Here is an 18,869-nt window from a genome sequence, read left to right on the forward strand (position 1 = left end):
TTCGTCCGTCCTCCTGCTTAGCGGACGGACCGGTTGACTAGTGCGAACCCACCATCCCGTTCGGGTCGATGACGTATTTCTTCGCCACGCCCGAATCGAACTCGCGGTAGGCCTCCGGTGCCTGGTCCAGGCTGATCAGAGTGGCGCTGACGGCCTTGGCGATCTGCACCTTGTCATGCAGGATCGCCGTCATCAGTTCACGGTTGTACTTCATCACCGGACACTGCCCGGTGGTGAAGGACAGCGACTTGGCCCAGCCGGTACCCAGGTTGATGCTGAGCGAACCCTTCTGCGCCGCCTCGTCCACGCCGCCCGGATCTCCGGTCACGTACAGTCCCGGGATGCCCAGTGCCCCGCCGGCAGCCGTGACGTCCATCAGCGAGTTCAGCACAGTGGCCGGTGCCTCGCTGCTCGACCCGGCACCGTGGCCGCGGGCCTCGAACCCGACGGCGTCGACGGCGCAGTCCACTTCCGGCACCCCAAGGATCATTTCGATCTGGTCCTGCGGAGCACCCAGCGATACATCCACGGTTTCGCAGCCGAAGCTGCGCGCCTGGGCCAGCCGCTCCTCATTCAGGTCGCCGACGATCACCACGGCGGCCCCCAGCAACTGTGCCGAGACTGCTGCCGCCAGGCCGACGGGTCCTGCCCCGGCGATGTAGACGGTGGAGCCGACCCCCACCCCGGCGGTGACTGCGCCGTGATAGCCGGTGGGGAAGATGTCGGAGAGCATGGTGAGGTCAAGGATCTTCTCCATGGCCTGGTCCTTGTCCGGGAACCGCAGCAGGTTCCAGTCCGCGTACGGCACCAGGGCATACTCGGCCTGGCCGCCCACCCAGCCGCCCATATCGACGTATCCGTAGGCGCTGCCGGGGCGGTCGGGGTTCACGTTCAGGCAGATGCCGGTCTTGCGTTCCTTGCAGTTCCGGCAGCGGCCGCAGGAAATGTTGAACGGCACCGAAACCAGGTCGCCCACCTTGATGAACTCCACGTCCGATCCGGTTTCCACCACTTCCCCGGTAATCTCATGGCCCAGGATCAGGTTGGGCGGCGCCGTCGTCCTCCCGCGGACCATGTGCTGGTCGGATCCGCAGATGTTGGTGGTGACCACCTTCAGGATGGCGGCGTGTGGAAGTTTGCGCCCGATGTTGGCGGGGTTAACGCCCGGCCCGTCCTTCAGTTCGAAGGTGGGGTAGTCGATGTCCTGGACTTCCACCACACCCGGTTCCAGATAGGCAATCCCTCGGTTGGAACTCATGTTGTCCTCGCTGTCGTCTCGTCGTCGTTGACGTCCGCGCTGCTCGCTCCCCCGTACGCTCCCCCATGCGCTCCCCAGGCGGTGCGCCTTATGGAAGCGAGAGTACAACGGCCGCTGCGGCGACGGTAGACGTGGCGTTTTCGAATCCGCGTAGGCCGGACGGCATCCTTAACGCACTCAGGGAAGCATCCTGGAGCGGATGCTTCCCTGAAGAAAAGCGGGTGGGGCTAAGCCTGCTTGGCCTGGCCGTTTGAGCCTGCTGCTGCCTCGCGCTCCTGCGCGGCGATCTGCTCGTGCACGGCCGCCATGTCCAGGCCCTTGACTGCTTCCACCAGTTCGCTGAACTGGCTGGCATTCAGGGCTCCGGGCTGGGAGAACACCAGTACCTTTTCACGGAACGCCATGAGGGTGGGGATGGAGGTGATGCCGGCGGCAGCTGCCAGGCCCTGCTCAGCCTCGGTGTCCACCTTGGCAAAGGTAATGTCGTCGTGCTGCTGCGAAACGGATTCATACACGGGTGCAAACTGCTTGCAGGGACCGCACCAGTCCGCCCAGAAGTCCACGAAGACTATGTCATTTTCCTCGATGGTCTCGGGGAACGTTGCTTCGGTGATGTCGATAGTAGCCATGGTCCAACGCTAACCGGGGCCGGTGGCATTGTCTGTAGCTGTTCGCTGTCCGGTGAAGGCCTCTAGGCCCCGGGCAGTTTCGTCAGCCGGCGGATGACGGGCAGCGCTGCCGACAGGGCGCTCCGCTCCTCGCTGCTCAACTGTTCCAGCAGGGCCGCCATCAGCGCCGTCCTGCTGCCGTTGGCTTCCTGAAGCACTTCGCCTCCCTGCGAAGTGAGAGTCACCCGGACACCGCGGGAATCATGGGGATCGGGGCTGCGCTTCAAGAGGCCCGCACCCTCGAGGCGGATGATCTGCTCCGTGGCGCTGGGGACCTTCACTCCGAGGTTCCGTGCAATCTCGCTCACCCGCATCCCCTCGCCGGCGGCCATCTTCATGATGCTGACCTGCGTGGCGCTGATGTCCGTATCCGCGTCCATGTTGCGGGCAATGTACAGTGCCAGCCGGAGGGATTCACGGAACTCCTCGGCGAGGTCGTCCAGGGCGGGATCGCTAGTCATATTTAGGGAGCCTAATATCTAGGAGTTCTGGGCGCAAGGGCCCCGGCAAAGGAAAAACCCGCCCTCACCAATGGTGAGGACGGGTTTGTCTGTGGCAGATACTGGATTCGAACCAGTGAAGGCGTTGCCAGCTGATTTACAGTCAGCCCCCTTTGGCCGCTCGGGTAATCTGCCGAGTGTCTTCAAGTGAAGACCTTGTCCGCAGCAGCTGCGGACAAGACAACTTTACCGAAGATTCTCCGAAGTTACGAATCGAGCTCCAAACCGGGTCCTGCCGGACCGTTTCCGGCCGCTGCCGGCAGGGGCCGCGGGACCTTCTCCGGCCCCTGCCGGGCGCCCTACAGCCCCCGTGAGATCCGGTCTTCGAGCTGCGCGTAGAACCGGTCGGCCTGCGCCTGGGTCACCGATCCCCAGGCCACGGCGTTCCCCAGGTCGGCGCGGATGCCTGCCAGACGTTCCTGGCTTCCGCACTCGGTGCCTTCTGCCTGCGCCGCGCATTCCAGAGCGGACAAGACCGGAGGCGGGACCAGTGCGGCCCTCGCCGGGGCGGCACCAATGACACCAAGCCCCGCGGCGGACGCTGCCGCCAGGAAGGAACCGGCGGCCATGGTGCGGATCCGGACAGCTGCGGGACGGCGGAAGGATGGACGGGAGACGGCACCGGAATTGTTTTCCACCCCCTGACCCTTCCCCGCCCCGATGGGACGACGCCGGGTGTTTGCTGTGTACCGGCTGGGAGCGGGGCGCCATCAGGGCTCGGACCTACTACGCTAAGTACCAGGAAAAGTCACCAACTTAGAGGAGCCCCGAAATGGCCAGCGAGTCCACGTTCGACGTCGTCAGCAAGATCGATAAGCAGGAAGTGGCCAACGCGCTGAACCAGGCGCAGAAGGAAATCGTCCAGCGCTACGACTTCAAGGGCGTCGGCGCCGAGGTGGACTTCAGCGGCGAGAAGATCCTGATGAAGGCCAACTCGGAAGACCGGGTGAAGGCCGTACTCGACGTGCTGCAGTCCAAGCTGGTCAAGCGCGGCATCTCCCTGAAGTCCCTGGATGCCGGCGAGCCGTACGCTTCCGGCAAGGAATACCGGATTGAAGCCTCCATGAAGGAGGGCATCGCCCAGGACCAGGCCAAGAAGATCAACAAGCTGATCCGCGACGAAGGCCCCAAGGGCGTCAAGTCCCAGATCCAGGGCGACGAGCTGCGGGTCAGCTCCAAGTCCCGCGATGACCTGCAGGCCACCATGGCCCTGCTCAAGGGCGCAGACCTCGAGGTCGACCTGCAGTTCATCAACTTCCGCTAGGTCTCTCCGGAGCACTTGCGACGGCGCCGTCCCCGCTGCGGGGACGGCGCCGTCGGTGTTTTAAGGTTCTAAGCAGCACGCCGCCTAGAGCGCGACGTCGTCGGCAGCGGGGCCGTCGTCGCCGTAGTCTTCCAGTTCTTCCCCGCCTACGGGTTCACCCATCCAGGTCAGCAGCTCCCAGGGACCGAGGCTGCCGTCGGGCAGCTCTCCCGCTTCGAGCACGGCAATGCCGGTGTTGCTCAGGGCGTTCGCGACAATAAAGTCCGCTCCCACGTTTTCGGCGCGGGCCGTGGCCCAGGCCCGGATGATCGCCCCGTGGCTGAAGATCACCGGGGACTTCAACCCCTCGGCGGCCAGCTCCTCGACCACGGCGTCAAAGCGGCCCAGCGTCTCGGCTCCGTCCGGGCCGCCGGGCATCCGGACGGCTGTGTCACCGGAGACCCAGCGGTAAACGGTCTTCAGGTAGGTAATAATCGCGTCCCGGTCATTGCGCATTTCCAAGTCGCCGGCGAAGACCTCCCGCAGCCCGTCGCGGATCTGGACCGGCAGGCCCAGGGCGGCGGCCAGGGGCGCGGCGGTGAGCTGGGTGCGGACCAGGTTGGAGGCAAAGACCCCGTCAATGGGTTCGTGACCCAGGGCTTCGGGCAGCGCCGCCGCCTGTTCCCTCCCCAGCTCCGTCAGTCCCGGTCCGGGGACTGCGGTGTCGAGGAAATGCTCCACATTGGAGGGGGTCTGACCGTGGCGGACAAGTATCAGTCGCATGCTCGAAGCCTACTTCGTCAGCAGGAGACGGATCAGCACGGCGTCAGGCGCCCAGGGTGCGCCCGACCATGCGTTCCAGCCGCTGGATGCGGTCCGCCATGGGCGGGTGGGTGGCCAGCAGGCCGCGCACGCCGGCACGGAACGGGTTGGCGATCATCAGGTGCGAGGTGTTCACCAGCTTCTGGTCATTGCTCGGCAGCGGTGCACGCTGGGTTCCGCTCTCCAGCTTGCGCAGGGCCGAGGCGAGTGCCAGCGGATCGTTGGTGAGCTTCGCGCCGTCTTCGTCGGCGTCGTACTCGCGGGTCCTGCCGATAGCCATCTGGATCAGCGACGCGGCCATCGGCGCGAGGACAGCCATGGCAATCATGGCCAGCGGGTTGGCATTGCGCCGGTCCCCGCCCCCGAAGAACAGCAGGAACTGTCCCAGCGAGGTGATGACGCCGGCAATGGCAGCCGCCACTGAGGAGGTGAGGATATCCCGGTTGTAGACGTGCATCAGCTCGTGGCCGAGCACGCCTCGCAGTTCACGCTCGTTCAGCAGCGCCAGGATGCCCTGTGTGCAGCACACCGCAGCATGCTGCGGGTTCCGGCCGGTGGCGAAGGCGTTGGGTGCCATGGTGGGCGAAATGTAGAGCCGCGGCATGGGCTCCCCGGCCTGCAGCGAAAGCTCGCGGACAATCCGGTACATTTCCGGAGCCTGCGCCTCGGTGACGGGCACGGCACGCATTGCCCGGATGGCGAGCTTGTCACTGTTCCAGTAGCTGTACGCAGTGGTGGCCAGGCCGATAAAGAGGAAGACCCAGATGAACGTCGGGCTTCCGGTTCCGCTTGAAAGCAGGGCCCCGATTCCCAGCAGCACGGCGAAAAGCACGCCGAACAGGGCTGCCGTCTTGAGGCCGTTGAAATGTCGGTGCACGGGTACATGGTCCTTTCACGCAGGCCGTTTCGGCCCGCACTCTCGGTTTTATCCATATACTTCAACGTTTAACCGGGGCGGGCTGTTCCTGTTCCTGCTCCTGCTCCTGCTCCTGCTCCGACGAGCGGTTCAGGGCTCCGGATGCCGTGCGTCGTACCGGGCAAACCGGGGCTGGGTGCGGGCCAGCACCGCCACCAGGGCCAGGCAGATCAGTCCGCCCAGCACTGCCGCCCAGCCCTCCCCGACCAGGGAGGCATCCACTCCCGCCACCAGGTCCCCCAGCCGCGGTCCGCCGGCCACTACCACCACGAACACACCCTGCAGCCGGCCGCGCATGGCGTCGGGGGTGGCGGACTGCAGGATGGTGGACCGGAAGACACCGCTGATGGAATCGGCTATTCCGGCGCAGGCCATCGCGAGCGCCGCGGGAATGAGCCACCGGGAGGGGACCGCGCCGTCGTTGTGTCCGGCCAGCACCACCACCACGCCGAACGCCGTCACCGACAGCCCCCAGGCCGCTACGGACCAGAGCACCGCCAGGCCCTGCCGGCGCACCAGCCCGAGCGGCCCGGAAAACAGGCCGGCGAGGAAGGCACCCACGGCGGTGGCTGCCAGCAACACCCCCACGGTGGCGGCGCCGCCGCCGAGCATCAGCGCTCCGATGGCCGGGAGCAGTGCACGGGGCTGGGCTAAGACCATGGCGCACAGGTCCACCACGAAGGTCATGCGGATATTGGGGCGGGTGCCCAGGAACCGGAACCCCTCCAGCACGGAGCCCAGCCCGGCCTTCTGCACCTTGCCCACCGGCGGCATGGGCGCCAGCCGGTACAGCGCCCACATTGCGGCAGTGAAGGTAACGACGTCGATGGTGTAGGTCCAGCCGTAGCCCACCCGGGCCACCAGCACTCCCGCCAGCAGCGGTCCCGCGGTCATGGCCAGGCCGAAGGTCATCATGCTCAGCGCATTGGCGGCAGGCAGCAGCTCGGGGCGGACCAGGCGGGGAATGATGGCGCTGCGGGCCGGGTGGTTCAGCCCGCCGGCACCTGCGTTGACGGCCACGAGAAAGTACAGCAGCCAGACGTTGCCGACTCCGGCCCAGGCCTGGGCGGCTATCCCGATGGTGCTGAGCCAGAGGAGTCCCGACGAGAACAGCGCGACCTTGCGCCGGTCATACGCGTCCACCACCGATCCGCCGTACAGTCCGGCCAGGACCAGGGGCACCAGGCCCACCAGTCCGAGCAGACCGACGTTGAAGCTCGACGACGTCAGTTCGTAGACCTCCAGGCTCACCGCCACGAGGGTGAGCTGGGTGCCGACGGCGGAGAGCGCCGTTCCGGTCCAGAGCCGGCGGAATTCGGGGCTTTCACGCAGCGGGGTGAGGTCAGCGAGCAGTCTTGGCACCAGAGCAGTCTAGGGTCCTGCCGGGCCGGTTCCGGCGCACCACGCGCGCACGGTAATAGAAAGCATGCTTAGGATGGGACGGAACCGCTTGCCCCGCACCCTGCCGAAGGAGTAGCCACCGTGTTTACCCGCAACGTAGCCGATGGGATCCACCGCATTGAGCATGCCCATGTGAATGTCTACCTGGTCGAGGACGACGACGGCATCGCAGTGATCGACGCGGGCCTGCCGGGGATGTGGCCGCACCTGACCGGCGCGCTCGACGAACTGGGCTACGGTGCCGGCGATGTCCGGGCCCTGGTGCTGACGCATGCGCATTTCGACCACGTGGGCACTGCGGCACGGCTTCGACAGGAGTACCGCACACCGATCCTGGTGCACGACGCCGACCGGTACATTGCCGCACATCCCTACCGCTACCGGCACGAGACCAACCGGTTCCTGTATCCGCTGCGCTATCCCAAGTCGGTTCCCGTCCTGGGTGCGATGACCCTCGCCGGAGCGCTGAACGTGCGCGGCGTGACCGACGTGCACAGCCTGGCCGCGGATTCCGGCGACGCCCTGTCGGGCAAGCCCCGGATCCTGCACACGCCCGGGCATACCTCCGGGCACGTGGCACTGCATTATCCGGACCGCGGCGCCCTGATCAGCGGGGACTCGCTGGTCACCCTGGATCCCTACACCGGCGCGAAGGGACCGCAGATCGTTTCGGGAGCGGCCACCGCGGACAGCGCCCAGGCGCTCGCTTCCCTCTCACTGCTGGCCGAGACCAATGCTCCCCTGCTGCTCACCGGGCACGGAGAGCCGTGGCGGGACGGCTCGGCGGCGGCTGTGGAGCAGGCCCTGGCCCGCGGCGCGTCCTAGCCTCCCCTTACCGCTCGGCTGCAGCCAGGTCCTGTTCCAGGACCTCCAGCAGCCGGGAATCTCCGATGGGCCGGAAATGCCCCATGGTTTCCAGCTGGATGTTCCGCGCGCCCGCCAGGTGGCTCCCGGCCGGGATGTGCGGATCGAAGCTGCTGTACACCGAAGTGATCCGTGCGTTGACGTCCACACTGCGCAGGAGCTTCTGCAGGAACGGGTCCCGCGGGGCAAAGGCCCGGATCGAGGCCAGCGGAAACAGATTGGCGTAGACGGAGCCCGAGAAAGGTGTGTTGACGGCGATCATCCGCTCCACCCGGGACCCGCCGTCCGGCAGGGTCATCAGGTGCTTGCCGATCAGGCCGCCCTTGCTGTGCGCCAGTACCAGCACGCCCGTCAGGTTCCGTTCCACCAGATAGCGTTCCACCAGTACGGCCATGTCCTCGATGGCTCCGCGGTTGTAGCCCAGCGGGGCCACGGTATGCACGGGATGTCCCCGCTCATACAGGTAGTCCGCCAGCGGCCGCATAAACTGCCAGTTTTCAAAGACACCGGGAATCAGCACTACCGGTGCCCGCACCTCACCCTCCGGATGCAGATACGCCGACGGGTCCCGGCGGAAGATAAAACCGTGCACCTGCCAGTAGGCCACGTAGGCATAGTCCGAGGCCCAGCCCCGTGCCTGGCGCGCCCACCGGAAGATCCGCCCCTGCCGGCGCGGACGGAACCCGGGGCGGAAGGATGTCACTGTACGGCGGCCGCCGTGCGCATCAGCTCGGCGGTTTCTTTCGGACGGGTGTACATCATCACGTGCGGCTGGCCGGGGATTTCCGCCGTCACGGCACCCGGCCGGGCAAGGGCCAGCCGGGCCAGCCAGTCGGCGCGCACCACGGGATCCTTCCCGCCGCGCACCAGCAGGACCGGAGGCTTTACCTCGCGGATCCGCTCCTCGAGGCGGTGGTGGATCATCACGGGCAGCGTGGAGAGATACCAGCGCGGCCCGGCACGCAGGTAGTCGGTGACCAGAATGAAGTTGACGGCCGGGGGTTCCACCAGGCAGTCCTGCATCAGCCGCAGGGCCTGCAGCGGGGCGAAGCGCTCGGCGTCGTTAATGGTCGGCCCCAGCAGGACCACCGAGGACGCCGCGTCCGGGGCGGCGAGCGCCATTTCCACCACCACCTGGCAGCCCATGGAATGGCCCACCCACTGGGCACCCCGGATGCCGGCGGCATCGAGCGCCTCGGCGGCGATGCGCCCGAAGTCTTCCATCTGCAGCTGCCTGCGCGGCTTCGGGGTGGATCCGAAGCCGGGCAGCTCGAGCGTATGGACGATGGATGTGCGCGCCAGTTCCCAGATCAGCGGGCGGTAGTACCGCTCCGAGGCACCGATCCCGTGCACCAGGACCACCTCGCTGCGGGCCTCCTGCCAGTCGGGTGTCCCGGCGTCGTCAAAGCGGCGGTAGGTGCGGATGTCCACCTGTGTGTCCCCTACCGTCACGCGCTGGAATCCCGTTCGAGCTTCTGCTGCAGGCACTGTGCCTCTGCTTCCTGTTCCGTCGAGACGCTTTATGGCCAGCGTACCGGGACCGGACCAGGTTAGGCGATCCTTATTATGAATAACTCAGAATAAGGATAGGATGTTGGACATGAACGGAAACGCAGCTGCAGAGGAAACCACCGCCAGGTGGTCCGATGAGCTGCGCGCCCACGGCCGTCGGGTGACCAAGCAGCGGCTCGCCGTACTCCGTGCCGTCGACTCCGCACCGCACTCGGTGGCGGACGACGTCGCGGCCGGCGTGCGCCGGGAACTCCCGGATATTTCCCTGCAGTCCGTCTATGTGATCCTGGCCGACCTCACCGAAACAGGCCTGCTGCGGAAAATCGAAACCCCCGATTCTCCGGCCCGGTACGAGACCCGCGTGAATGACAACCACCACCACGCCATCTGCATTGAATGCGGACGGATCGAGGACGTGGACTGCGCCGTCGGCCACGCTCCCTGCCTCACCCCCGGAAACACACACGGTATGACCATCCAGATTGCGGATGTGCTCTACCGCGGGATCTGCACCGACTGCGCCGCCGCAGCCTCGTAGCCCGCCCCAAGCCTTTCCTCCCTTTTGTCAGCACCAGAGAAAGAACAAGTATGTCCAACTTCACCACCACGCAGACCGGCACCCCGGTTGCCAGCGACGCCCACTCGCTGAGCACCGGCGCCGACGGCGCCATTGCCCTTCACGACCGTTACCTGGTCGAGAAGCTGGCACAGTTCAACCGGGAGCGTATTCCGGAGCGCATCGTGCACGCCAAGGGCGGCGGCGCATTCGGTGAGTTCGTTGTCACCGAGGATGTCTCCAAGTACACGCGTGCCGCTGTGTTCCAGCCGGGCACCGTCACCGAAACCGTCCAGCGGTTCTCCTCAGTTGCCGGTGAAATGGGTTCGCCCGACACCTGGCGCGACGTGCGCGGCTTCGCCCTGCGTTTCTACAGCAGCGAGGGCAACTACGACATCGTCGGCAACAACACTCCGGTGTTCTTCATCCGCGACGGCATCAAGTTCCCGGACTTCATCCACTCGCAGAAGCGCCTTCCGGGTTCCGGCCTGCGCGACGCGGACATGCAGTGGGACTTCTGGACCAACTCCCCCGAGTCCGCCCACCAGGTCACGTACCTCATGGGCGACCGCGGGCTTCCGACGTCGTGGCGCGAAATGCCCGGCTTCGGCTCGCACACCTACCAGTGGATCAATGCCGCCGGCGAGCGCTTCTGGGTGAAGTACCACTTCACGTCCAACCAGGGCAACCATGAAATCACCGGTGCCGAGGCTGAGAAGATTGCCGGCGCCGACGCCGACTACTACCGCCGCGACCTGTACGAGGCCATCGAGGCCGGCAACTTCCCGTCCTGGGACCTGCACGTGCAGGTTATGCCGTACGAAGATGCCAAGACGTACCGGTTCAACCCGTTCGACCTGACCAAGGTCTGGCCGCACGCGGACTACCCGCTGATCAAGGTGGGTACCCACACCCTGAACCGCAACCCGGAAAACTTCTTCGCGCAGATCGAACAGGTTGCCCTGTCTCCCGCGAACCTGGTTCCCGGCATCGATGCCAGCCCGGACAAGATGCTGATGGCCCGCATCTTCTCCTACCCGGACGCCCAGCGTTACCGCATCGGCGCCAACTACAACCAGCTGCCGGTCAATGCGCCCAAGGCTCCGGTTAACAACTACTCGCAGGACGGCGCCATGCGCTTCTCCTACAACTCCCCGCAGACTCCGGTCTACGCACCGAACACGCTGGGCGGCCCCGCTGCCGATGCAGCGCTGGCCGGTTCGGGCAGCTGGGAGAACGACGGCGCCCTGGTGCGTGCCGCCGCGACCCTGCACTCCGAGGACAGCGACTTCGTCCAGGCCGGTACCCTGTACCGCGAGGTTTACGACGACGCCGCCAAGCAGCGTTTCCTGGAAACCATCACCGGCGCCATCTCCGGCGTGAAGCGTCCGCACATCCGCGAAGCTGCGATCCAGTACTGGACCAACGTTGACGCGACCTTGGGCGAGAAGCTGCGCCTTTCCCTGGCACAGGGCGAAACCACGGCCAACGAAAAGGCCGAGTTCGTGGGCGTTGCTGAGTAATTCCAGCACCCGCTAAACCAGCAGCGGCCGGTCCCTTCGGGGGCCGGCCGCTGCTGTCTGTCCTGCCTCCTACCGGGTAGGCCAGTACCAGATGATCAGCAGCGTCACCAGGAAACCGGTGAGGAAGTTCAGCTTCAGGAACCGTTTCCAGCCGGCATTCGCCGCACCGGACCCGGCATCGGTGATCCGCAGGAACGGCACCAGGTTGAGGATGTAGGGCAGGGCCAGCAGCCCGCCCAGCATCGCCGGCCAGGGAGTCAGCAGCATCAGCAGGCCGGCGGCGAGATAGGCAGCGGCGGCAAGCCATACCACCGGCCGCGCCCCCAGCACCGTGGCAATGGATCCGATCCCCCCTTCCCGGTCCGGCACCACGTCCTGCACCGCACCGAAGGCCTGGCTGGCCATGCCCCAGAGGAAGAACGCCCCCAGGACTGCCCAGAGCCCCGGGGTGAAGACCGCGCCGGCAAGGACCAGGCCGTACACTGCAGGGCTGACAAAGTGGGTGCTCGAGGTCATGGAATCCAGGAAGGGGCGTTCCTTGAACCGCAGTCCGGGCGCGCTGTACGCAATCACTGCAAAGACGCTGACTGCCAGCACCAGCCAGGACAGCGGGCTTCCCAGCAGGATCAAGGCCCCGAGGAACGGCACGTTGGTGATGGCCGCTGCCCACAACGTAATGCGGTGGAAACCGCGGTCCAGGACGGCGCCTTCCACTCCCCCCTTGCGCGGATTATGCAGGTCCGACTCGTAGTCGAAAACATCGTTGATGCCGTACATCGCCAGGTTGTAGGGAACCAGGAAGTACAGCGTACCGATGACCCAGGTCAGGTCTATCTGCCCGGTGGTGAGCAGATAGGCGGCGGCAAACGGATACGCGGTGTTCACCCAGGAGAGCGGCCGCGAAGACACCAGCAGCATCCGCAGGGTTCCCGCGGTCGAGGTGGCGGCGGGGCTCACGGTGTTTCCTTCGGGTTCGGCTGGGCGCCTCCGGGCGCGGGGGCACGTCCTGGCAGCAGCGCCCAGAGCGCCGGCAGCAGCAGCACGGCCGCCAGCGGGTAGGCGAAATCCTCCAGCGGCGCAGCGCCGGCAAAGGCTCCGGATATGCGGTCCTCGTTGTACCAAAACAGGCCCACGCGGATCATGAGGTTGTCGAAGACGGCGGTCAGGGCCAACAGGACGACGGCGGTGACGGCCGCCGCGGCTGCGAAGTGCCGCGGGCGGTTCCGGCCCAGCAGGGCGGCTGCGAAGATCAGGGCTGCCGGCACGAGGAAGAACGCATTGAGGGTCCAGTAGGTCACGGCCGGGTCCTCTCGCTCGGCCTGCGGGCCGGGGGTCCGCCGGCCCGGTCGGTGTTTCGTGCGGCGGCCCGGGCTGCGACCAGGCGCACCAGGCCGAAGAGCACCATGGTCAGGTAGCAAAGGAAGGCCAGGAAAAATATCTCCTCCACGGGCAGGTGCGGTGCCAAGGTCAGGCCGAGCATAAAGGGGGTCTCGCCGCGGTAGAAGATGTCGGAGCCGATGCCGGCCAGGTCCCAGCCGGTGAAGAACAGCACTCCGATGGCCAGCACGGCGGCCGCCCGCCGTGCGTCGGCGAAGAAGAACAGCCGGAACCGGTGGTCGAGGAGCACCATGCAGCCCAGGGACAGCAGCAGGAAAAGCAGGTACAGGACGCCCATTACGCTCCCGCCTCAGCGGACGGCTGCGGGGCCGCGAGCTGTTCTTCGGGCAGCTGGCCGGACGGCACCTGCGCGGACCACGGAGCCGGCTCCGGCAGCGCCTCGGTGCCCGTTTCCCCGCGCAGCCGCTTGAGCACGAGCTCCGCACTGATCAGGCACATGGGCAGGCCGATGCCCGGCAGGGTGGACCCGCCGGCGTAAAGCAGCCCCTCCACCTTCCGGCTGGCGTTCGTTCCGCGGAAGAACGCGCTTTGCTTCAGGATGTGCGCCGGTCCCAGCAGGGTTCCGCGCCAGGAATTGAGGTCGGCAACGAAGTCCTGCGGTCCCACCGTGCGGCGGATGATGATGCGTTCGGCCAAATCGGGAATGCCGGCCCAGGACGAAAGCTGCTCGATGACGGCGTCGGCCATCTTCTCGATCCGGGGATCCCCTGCGCCGTCGATCCCGCCGGCTCCCAGCGACGGATCCGAAGGTACCGGCACCAGCACAAACAGGTTTTCATGTCCTTCCGGCGCGGCGTCGGGGTCTGTCGCGCTCGGACGGCAGACGTACAGGGAGGCCGGATCCGGCACGGAGGTCTCCTGGCCGAAGATCTTCTCGAAGTTGGCTTCCCAGTCCCGGGTGAACAGCAGGGTGTGGTGTTCCAGCTGTGGCAGTTTCCCCTCCACTCCGAGATGCAGCAGCAGCCCGCCGGGGCCGGGGACCCGGTGCTCCCAGTATTCCTCCGGATAGGTCTGCAGTGCCGGGGGCAGGAGGGTGGTCTCGGTGTGGTGCAGATCCGCTGCTGAAACCACCAGGTCCGCATCCAGCGACACCAGCGAGCCGCCGGCATCCCGGTACTCCACGCCCACGGCGCGGGGCTTGCCGCGCGGGAAGCGGGCCCGGCCGCCCGTGGGGTTGTCCTGCGCGGACGTACGGATCCTGGTGACCTCGGCACCGGTGATGACCCGGCTGCCCTCTGCACGCGCCAGGTCGGAAATGACCGAGACTATCCGGTGGAAGCCGCCCATGGGATAAAGCACCCCGTCCGCCAGGTCCAGCCGGCTCATCAGGTGGTACATGCTGGGCGTGGTGAACGGCGAGGAGCCCAGGAAAACGGCCGGGTAGCCCAGGATCTGCCGGATCCGCGGATCCGTGAAACGCCGGGCAACGAAGGTGCTCAGCGGTTCCAGCAGCAGCCTGGCCAGCCGGGGGCCGCTGCGCAGGACATCGGGGCGCAGCAGCGGCAGGAACGAGGCAAACGTTGTATACAGGAACCGCTTCTTGGCCATCGCATAGACCTCTTCGGCGGACTCCAGGTATTCCTCGAGCCGGGCTCCGGCACCGGGTTCCAGCGACTCGAACAACGCAATGTTGCCGTCCCGGGTGGCGGCCACGTCCACCGGTTCTGCGGTGTCCTCGAAGAGCACCCGGTACCCCGGATCCAGCCGGACCAGCTCCAGCTGTTCGGCAGCGGTGGTGCCCAGCAGCCGAAAGAAGTGGTCGAAGACCTCGGGCATGAGGTACCAGGACGGCCCCGTGTCAAAGCGGAACCCTCCGGTCTCCCAGCTGCCGGCCCGTCCCCCGGTCTCCGGCTGCTTCTCCAGCACCGTGACCTCCAGGCCTTCCCGCGACAGCAGTGCCGCGGTGGCCAGTCCCGTGATCCCGCCGCCGATTACGACGGCGGTGCGCGGACGCATTCTCATGGTTGCCTTTCGTTTCCCGGGACAGCTTGGTTTCCGCCGTCGTGCCGGAGCCCGACAGGACCGGCGACCCGGCGGGTCAGAACCGCACGCGTTGCGATGCGGACCTTCACGGGGTTCGGGACGCGCACCCTGGTGGTCCGCAGCTGTTCGGCGGGAGTGTTCCGGAGCCTGCGGGCCAATTCACCGAACAGGTCCTGGGCCAGCGCGACGGCGGCCCTGCAGTTTGCCGGCAGCTCCGCCACCGCGGCGCCCGAAACCAGCAGATCAGCATCGATGCCGGCCAGGATCCGGTGCTTGTCCGCCTCACTGAACGCGGCCACGGTGACGCCCGGGAAATAGCTGCGTCCCAGGGTCTCGAAGTCCTGCGCAAGATCCCGCAGGAAGTTGACCTTCTGGAAGGCTGCCCCCAGCCGTTGGGCGCCCTCGTGCAGCCGCTTGGCCTGGTCATCGGGCAGCGGAACACCGTCGAGGAAACACTGCAGGCACATCAGCCCGATCACCTCGGCGGAGCCGTAGACGTACTCGTTGAAGCTGGCCTCGGTGTGTTCCACCTGGTCCAGGTCCGCGCGCATCGAGGCGAAGAACGGGCGGGTGAGGTCCGTTCCGATGCCGGTTTCCCTCGCCGTCAGTGCGAACGCATGGACCACCAGATTGACGCTGTAGCCGGTGCGCAGGGCACGTTCCGTGTCCGCCTCCAGCTCATCGAGGAGCCCGCCGATCTCCGTACGGGGCACCAGTGCGGCCGCCGCCACGCCGTCGACAATCTCGTCCGCCAGCCGGACCAGCGCGTAGATGGTTTCAATCTGCAGGCGCGTCCGGGCCGGCAGCAGCCGGGAGGCCAGCCCGAAGGACGTCGAATAGGACCGGATCAGCACGGCCGAAGTCCGGCGCGCAACGGCGTTATAAAGGGGCAGGCCCTGCTCAGCTGCCACGGACTACCGTCCCCGGTTCACGGCGTCGTCAACCACTGTCGACAGGGCGGCGCGCAGCCCGGGGGTGACCGCAGGGCAGTCCAGGTGCTGGCGGGCCCGGTCTGCATATTCCCGCACCAGCTGCTGCGCATGGTCCCGGGCCCCGGAGGAAACCAGCAGTTCCCGGGCGCGGGCGGCATCACGGGCGGTCAGCTCGGGGTTGCCGATCAGGCCCGAGAGTTCGGCCCATTCCGGCTTCTGTGCCACATAGGAAACCAGCACCGTCCGCTTTCCCTCGCGCAGGTCCGAAAAACTGGACTTGCCCGTGGCGCTCTCCGTGCCGAAAACCCCCAGCAGGTCATCCACCACCTGGTAGGCAATCCCGATGTCCCGGCCGTAGAGGCCGAGGGTGGTAACGACGTCGTTCGATGCCCCGGCAAGCACCGCCCCGGCCTGCAGCGGCGCTTCGAAGGAGTAGACGGCGGTCTTGAGCCGCTCCATGTGCAGGATTTCGGCGATCGGCGGGGCATCCGGATGGAAGGAAAGGTCGACGTCGATCAGCTCTCCGCCGGCGGATGCGAAGACGGCCTCGTCCAGGATCTCGGCCAGCCGTAACCGGATGTCGGTGTCCACCTCGGCACTGTCCAGCATGCGGAATGCGCCGGTCAAGGCCAGGTCCCCTGCAATGACCCCGGCGGAGAGCCCGCGGTGCCGTGCGGCACCTGTTTCAACGCCTGCGGCGGCGGCCAGCCCCCGATAGACGCCGGAAACGTTTTCGTGGCCGCGGCGGGTGAAATCCAGGTCGATGACGTCGTCGTGCACGATCAGGGCCGTATGCAGCAGTTCGAAAGCGGCGCCTACCCTGGCCGCTGCCGCCGTGTCGGTACCGCCGAGGTTCAGGTAAGCCGTCAAGAGGATGCGCGGGCGCACCCGTTTGCCTCCGGCGGTCGAGTTTTCCAGTGCCTGCCACAGTGAGAGGTAGCCGGGACCCAGTTTGGCCGCGCGGTCTTTGGCCCGCTCGTAAAACCGGTTCAGAACGGTCTCGACCAGGTCCTGGCCGATAGACAGGTCGAGCGGGGGGTGCATCTGCATAGGTAAAGTAAACACGTATGGGACTAGGGGAAGAAATGACAGACGGCTCAGAACGCGTGGTTCTGGTAGACAATGACGGCCGTCCCGTGGGCACCCGCGACAAGGCCGCCGTGCACACCACTGACACGCCGCTGCATCTGGCGTTCTCCACCCACGTCTTCAATACCCGCGGCGAATTGCTGGTTACCCGCCGGGCGATGTCCAAGCTGACCTGGCCGGGAGTCTGGACGAATTCCTTCTGCGGCCACCCCGGTCCAGGAGAAGCTACGAAGGACGCCGTGAACCGGCGCGCCCGGCGCGAGCTGGGGCTCGAGGTGCGGGACCTGACGCTGCGGCTGCCGGATTTCCGCTACCGTGCCGTGGATGCCTCGGGGATCGTCGAGCATGAGATCTGCCCCGTTTACACGGCCGTGGCCGACGCCGATCCGGTCCCGGCACCGGACGAGGTCATGGACTGGGAGTGGGCGGATCCGGCGCAGCTTGTTCCGGCGGTTCGGCTGACGCCTTGGGCGTTCAGTCCCTGGCTGGTGCTGCAGCTGCCGCTGCTCTACCCCTAGATCCGGTCCGGCCTGCCTGGCGGTGTGGGGTCGGCCTGGCTGTGTGTGCGTGCTGCCTGACGGTGTGGGTTCGGCCTGCTGCGCGGCAGGCGCTCAGTTTGCCGGTGCGGCGGTTTTGCTGCCCGCGAACCTCCGGGCCCAGCGGACCCAGGGGTATTCCTGGGGCCAGTGGCCGGACAGGGTGTGGAAGGCCCTGCGGAAGCGCAGGGCCACGTTTGCCCGGCTTTGCACCGCCCGCGGCGCCATTCCCACGGTCAGGTGCGGATCCCGGCGGCAGCGACGGCCTTGGCCGAGATGGAAGCTGAGGCAGACGTCGTCGTGCATCTGCGCATCGTTCCTGTGCACCTCGCCGCTGACCGCTTGCCAGGTTCCGGCGCGCAGAGCCAGGTTCGAGCCGAAAAACGGCCAGTGGGCCAAAGCTGAACCCATGGCCAGGTAATAGGACCCCAGATACAACCGGGAGAGCAGCAGCGCCGGGAGGCGGGGCATCCCGTAGAAAACACCGGGACCGCTAAGCACTTCCAGCTGCGGGTCGGCAGCGAAGGCTTCAGCTATGCGCGCAATCCAATCCGGGGGCAGGACGCAATCAGCGTCACATCTCGCAATAATGGCGTCCGCGTCGAGGCCCTGAGCAGCGGCGTCGTACCCGGCACCGGCAGCGGCAGGGATTCCCGCAGCCGGTTCGAAAACCACGCGGGCGCCGAACCGCCGGGCAACCTCCGCGCTGGCATCGCTGCTGTTGTTGTCCACCACCACTATTTCCCGTGGCTGCAGGCTCTGCTCGGCCAGGGACTCCAGGCACGCTTCCAGGAGGGCGGCATCATTGCGGCACGGGATGACCACGGCAACTGCCGGAAGCTCAGAAGGCATGGGCTGAGTTTAGCGTGGAGGCACTGGGTATCCCGGCCCGTTTCCGGTGCCCACTGCCTCGGTCAGTGGTGCCGGGCTACCGTATGAGAATGATCGATGCGCTGCTCCGCCCGCCCGAGTCCCGGCAGGCATACCTTGCCGACACGGTACGTGCACTGGGAGTGCTTAGTGTCCTGACGGCGCTGGTACTGCTCGGACCGGTGGAAACGGCTCTGTTCCTGCTGGTGCTGCTGGGGCTTTTGGTCTCCCGGGCACTGGCGGTCTTCCCTGGTTTCGACGCCGCCTACGGCGTGGTGCTGCTGGCCGCGGCGTGGAGCAGCGTGGCAGACCTCTACGCCCGCATCTCCTGGTGGGATCTCGCCATCCACTTTGCCACCACAGGTGCGCTGGCCGTGATGGCCTATTTCCTGCTGGTGCAGTTCGGCGCAGTACCTGCCGTCCAGCGCCCGCACCGTCACTCCCCCTCGCTCCCCGTGGTGGTTCCCCTGCTGGTGCTGGCGTTGGGATTGGGGATGAGTGTGCTCTGGGAAATCGGTGAGTGGTGGGGCCACACGTACGTGGATGCAAGCATCAACGTCGGGTACGCGGACACCATGGGAGATCTGGCCGCCGGAGGGCTGGGCGCGCTGGCGGCCGGTCTGTGCCTGGGTTTTGCGGTCCGCCGGTCCGGTGCGCGGCCGAATGCCCCGCTGCCGCACCGTACCCACCGCTAGCCCGGGCTCGCGCGGCTGCTGGCAGAGCAGGCTGTGGCCCGGCGCATCCGGGCTTAACTGCGAAGGGCATTCCGGGCAGCTGTGCTGCCCGGAATGCCCGGCA

At 66.7% G+C, this 18,869-nt stretch carries 22 protein-coding genes and 1 tRNA gene; 6 read left to right on the top strand and 17 right to left on the bottom strand.

What is annotated here, in order from left to right; genetic code table 11:
- Positions 1 to 37: 37 nt before the first annotated feature.
- From fdhA to N2L00_RS12760, 5 genes are all read right to left on the bottom strand, one after another.
- The gene (fdhA, locus tag N2L00_RS12740) at positions 38 to 1,258 is read right to left on the bottom strand and encodes a formaldehyde dehydrogenase, glutathione-independent (protein WP_255862621.1); all 1,221 of its coding nucleotides are present in this window, start codon (positions 1,256 to 1,258) and stop codon (positions 38 to 40) included.
- A gap of 227 nt (positions 1,259 to 1,485) precedes the next feature.
- Positions 1,486 to 1,887, bottom strand: coding sequence for a thioredoxin (trxA, locus tag N2L00_RS12745; protein ID WP_227918870.1), 402 nt, complete (start codon positions 1,885 to 1,887; stop codon positions 1,486 to 1,488).
- Positions 1,888 to 1,949: 62 nt separating this feature from the next.
- Positions 1,950 to 2,387 (bottom strand): MarR family winged helix-turn-helix transcriptional regulator, encoded by a 438-nt coding sequence (locus N2L00_RS12750; protein ID WP_255764935.1) that lies wholly within the window; start codon positions 2,385 to 2,387, stop codon positions 1,950 to 1,952.
- 92 nt (positions 2,388 to 2,479) lie between these two features.
- Positions 2,480 to 2,561, bottom strand: a tRNA-Tyr gene (locus tag N2L00_RS12755).
- 164 nt (positions 2,562 to 2,725) lie between these two features.
- The gene (locus N2L00_RS12760; protein ID WP_255862620.1) at positions 2,726 to 3,064 is read right to left on the bottom strand and encodes a hypothetical protein; all 339 of its coding nucleotides are present in this window, start codon (positions 3,062 to 3,064) and stop codon (positions 2,726 to 2,728) included.
- 134 nt (positions 3,065 to 3,198) lie between these two features.
- On the opposite strand from N2L00_RS12760, the gene N2L00_RS12765 reads away from it, so the two are divergent.
- A complete protein-coding gene (locus tag N2L00_RS12765; protein ID WP_227933012.1) occupies positions 3,199 to 3,690 on the top strand; it encodes a YajQ family cyclic di-GMP-binding protein in 492 nt (163 codons plus the stop codon).
- An 84-nt stretch (positions 3,691 to 3,774) separates the two neighbouring features.
- On the opposite strand, the gene N2L00_RS12770 is transcribed toward N2L00_RS12765, so the two are convergent.
- From N2L00_RS12770 to N2L00_RS12780, 3 genes are all read right to left on the bottom strand, one after another.
- On the bottom strand, positions 3,775 to 4,452 hold the full coding sequence (locus N2L00_RS12770) for a histidine phosphatase family protein (protein ID WP_255862619.1): 678 nt from the start codon (positions 4,450 to 4,452) through the stop codon (positions 3,775 to 3,777).
- 43 nt (positions 4,453 to 4,495) lie between these two features.
- Positions 4,496 to 5,368, bottom strand: a complete 873-nt coding sequence (gene htpX, locus N2L00_RS12775) for a zinc metalloprotease HtpX (RefSeq protein WP_255862618.1) — start codon at positions 5,366 to 5,368, stop codon at positions 4,496 to 4,498.
- Between the two features lie 129 nt (positions 5,369 to 5,497).
- On the bottom strand, positions 5,498 to 6,769 hold the full coding sequence (locus N2L00_RS12780; protein WP_255764940.1) for an MFS transporter: 1,272 nt from the start codon (positions 6,767 to 6,769) through the stop codon (positions 5,498 to 5,500).
- Between the two features lie 120 nt (positions 6,770 to 6,889).
- Between N2L00_RS12780 and N2L00_RS12785 the strand changes: the two genes are divergently transcribed.
- Entirely contained in the window at positions 6,890 to 7,633 is a 744-nt protein-coding gene (locus N2L00_RS12785) for an MBL fold metallo-hydrolase (protein WP_255862617.1), read from the top strand.
- 7 nt (positions 7,634 to 7,640) lie between these two features.
- On the opposite strand, the gene N2L00_RS12790 is transcribed toward N2L00_RS12785, so the two are convergent.
- Positions 7,641 to 8,375, bottom strand: coding sequence for a triacylglycerol lipase (locus N2L00_RS12790; RefSeq protein WP_255862616.1), 735 nt, complete (start codon positions 8,373 to 8,375; stop codon positions 7,641 to 7,643).
- Positions 8,372 to 9,160, bottom strand: a complete 789-nt coding sequence (locus N2L00_RS12795; RefSeq protein WP_255862615.1) for an alpha/beta fold hydrolase — start codon at positions 9,158 to 9,160, stop codon at positions 8,372 to 8,374. Before N2L00_RS12795 ends, N2L00_RS12790 begins: the two co-directional genes overlap by 4 nt.
- A gap of 112 nt (positions 9,161 to 9,272) precedes the next feature.
- Here N2L00_RS12795 and N2L00_RS12800 point away from each other — a divergent pair, with 112 nt between their 5' ends.
- Both N2L00_RS12800 and N2L00_RS12805 read left to right on the top strand, forming a co-directional pair.
- The gene (locus N2L00_RS12800; RefSeq protein ID WP_255862614.1) at positions 9,273 to 9,722 is read left to right on the top strand and encodes a Fur family transcriptional regulator; all 450 of its coding nucleotides are present in this window, start codon (positions 9,273 to 9,275) and stop codon (positions 9,720 to 9,722) included.
- Positions 9,723 to 9,772: 50 nt separating this feature from the next.
- Positions 9,773 to 11,263 carry a catalase gene (locus tag N2L00_RS12805; RefSeq protein ID WP_255764945.1) on the top strand — a complete coding sequence of 497 codons (1,491 nt, stop codon included), beginning with the start codon at positions 9,773 to 9,775 and terminating at the stop codon, positions 11,261 to 11,263.
- A gap of 69 nt (positions 11,264 to 11,332) precedes the next feature.
- Here the strand turns inward: N2L00_RS12805 and N2L00_RS12810 are convergent, their stop codons facing one another.
- From N2L00_RS12810 to N2L00_RS12835, 6 genes are read right to left on the bottom strand one after another with little or no spacing between them, the layout of a single operon-like run.
- Entirely contained in the window at positions 11,333 to 12,181 is an 849-nt protein-coding gene (locus N2L00_RS12810; RefSeq protein ID WP_255862815.1) for a prenyltransferase, read from the bottom strand.
- A 35-nt stretch (positions 12,182 to 12,216) separates the two neighbouring features.
- On the bottom strand, positions 12,217 to 12,561 hold the full coding sequence (locus N2L00_RS12815) for a lycopene cyclase domain-containing protein (protein ID WP_255862613.1): 345 nt from the start codon (positions 12,559 to 12,561) through the stop codon (positions 12,217 to 12,219).
- Positions 12,558 to 12,938 (bottom strand): lycopene cyclase domain-containing protein, encoded by a 381-nt coding sequence (locus N2L00_RS12820; protein ID WP_255862612.1) that lies wholly within the window; start codon positions 12,936 to 12,938, stop codon positions 12,558 to 12,560. Before N2L00_RS12820 ends, N2L00_RS12815 begins: the two co-directional genes overlap by 4 nt.
- Positions 12,938 to 14,617: a phytoene desaturase family protein gene (crtI, locus tag N2L00_RS12825; RefSeq protein ID WP_255862814.1), complete on the bottom strand. Its 1,680-nt coding sequence runs from the start codon at positions 14,615 to 14,617 to the stop codon at positions 12,938 to 12,940. Before crtI ends, N2L00_RS12820 begins: the two co-directional genes overlap by 1 nt.
- Positions 14,618 to 14,619: 2 nt before the next feature.
- Positions 14,620 to 15,555: a squalene/phytoene synthase family protein gene (locus tag N2L00_RS12830; protein ID WP_255862611.1), complete on the bottom strand. Its 936-nt coding sequence runs from the start codon at positions 15,553 to 15,555 to the stop codon at positions 14,620 to 14,622.
- Between the two features lie 3 nt (positions 15,556 to 15,558).
- Positions 15,559 to 16,626: a polyprenyl synthetase family protein gene (locus N2L00_RS12835; RefSeq protein WP_255862610.1), complete on the bottom strand. Its 1,068-nt coding sequence runs from the start codon at positions 16,624 to 16,626 to the stop codon at positions 15,559 to 15,561.
- A gap of 35 nt (positions 16,627 to 16,661) precedes the next feature.
- On the opposite strand from N2L00_RS12835, the gene idi reads away from it, so the two are divergent.
- Positions 16,662 to 17,183 (top strand): isopentenyl-diphosphate Delta-isomerase, encoded by a 522-nt coding sequence (gene idi, locus N2L00_RS12840; protein WP_255862609.1) that lies wholly within the window; start codon positions 16,662 to 16,664, stop codon positions 17,181 to 17,183.
- A 93-nt stretch (positions 17,184 to 17,276) separates the two neighbouring features.
- Here idi and N2L00_RS12845 read toward each other — a convergent pair whose 3' ends face one another.
- Complete coding sequence (locus N2L00_RS12845; protein ID WP_255862608.1) at positions 17,277 to 18,053, bottom strand: glycosyltransferase family A protein; 777 nt, start codon at positions 18,051 to 18,053, stop codon at positions 17,277 to 17,279.
- Between the two features lie 89 nt (positions 18,054 to 18,142).
- On the opposite strand from N2L00_RS12845, the gene N2L00_RS12850 reads away from it, so the two are divergent.
- Positions 18,143 to 18,766, top strand: coding sequence for a hypothetical protein (locus N2L00_RS12850; protein WP_255862607.1), 624 nt, complete (start codon positions 18,143 to 18,145; stop codon positions 18,764 to 18,766).
- Positions 18,767 to 18,869 lie beyond the last annotated feature (103 nt).

The organism is Arthrobacter sp. zg-Y1171 (assembly GCF_025244845.1).
GTDB lineage: Bacteria > Actinomycetota > Actinomycetes > Actinomycetales > Micrococcaceae > Arthrobacter_B.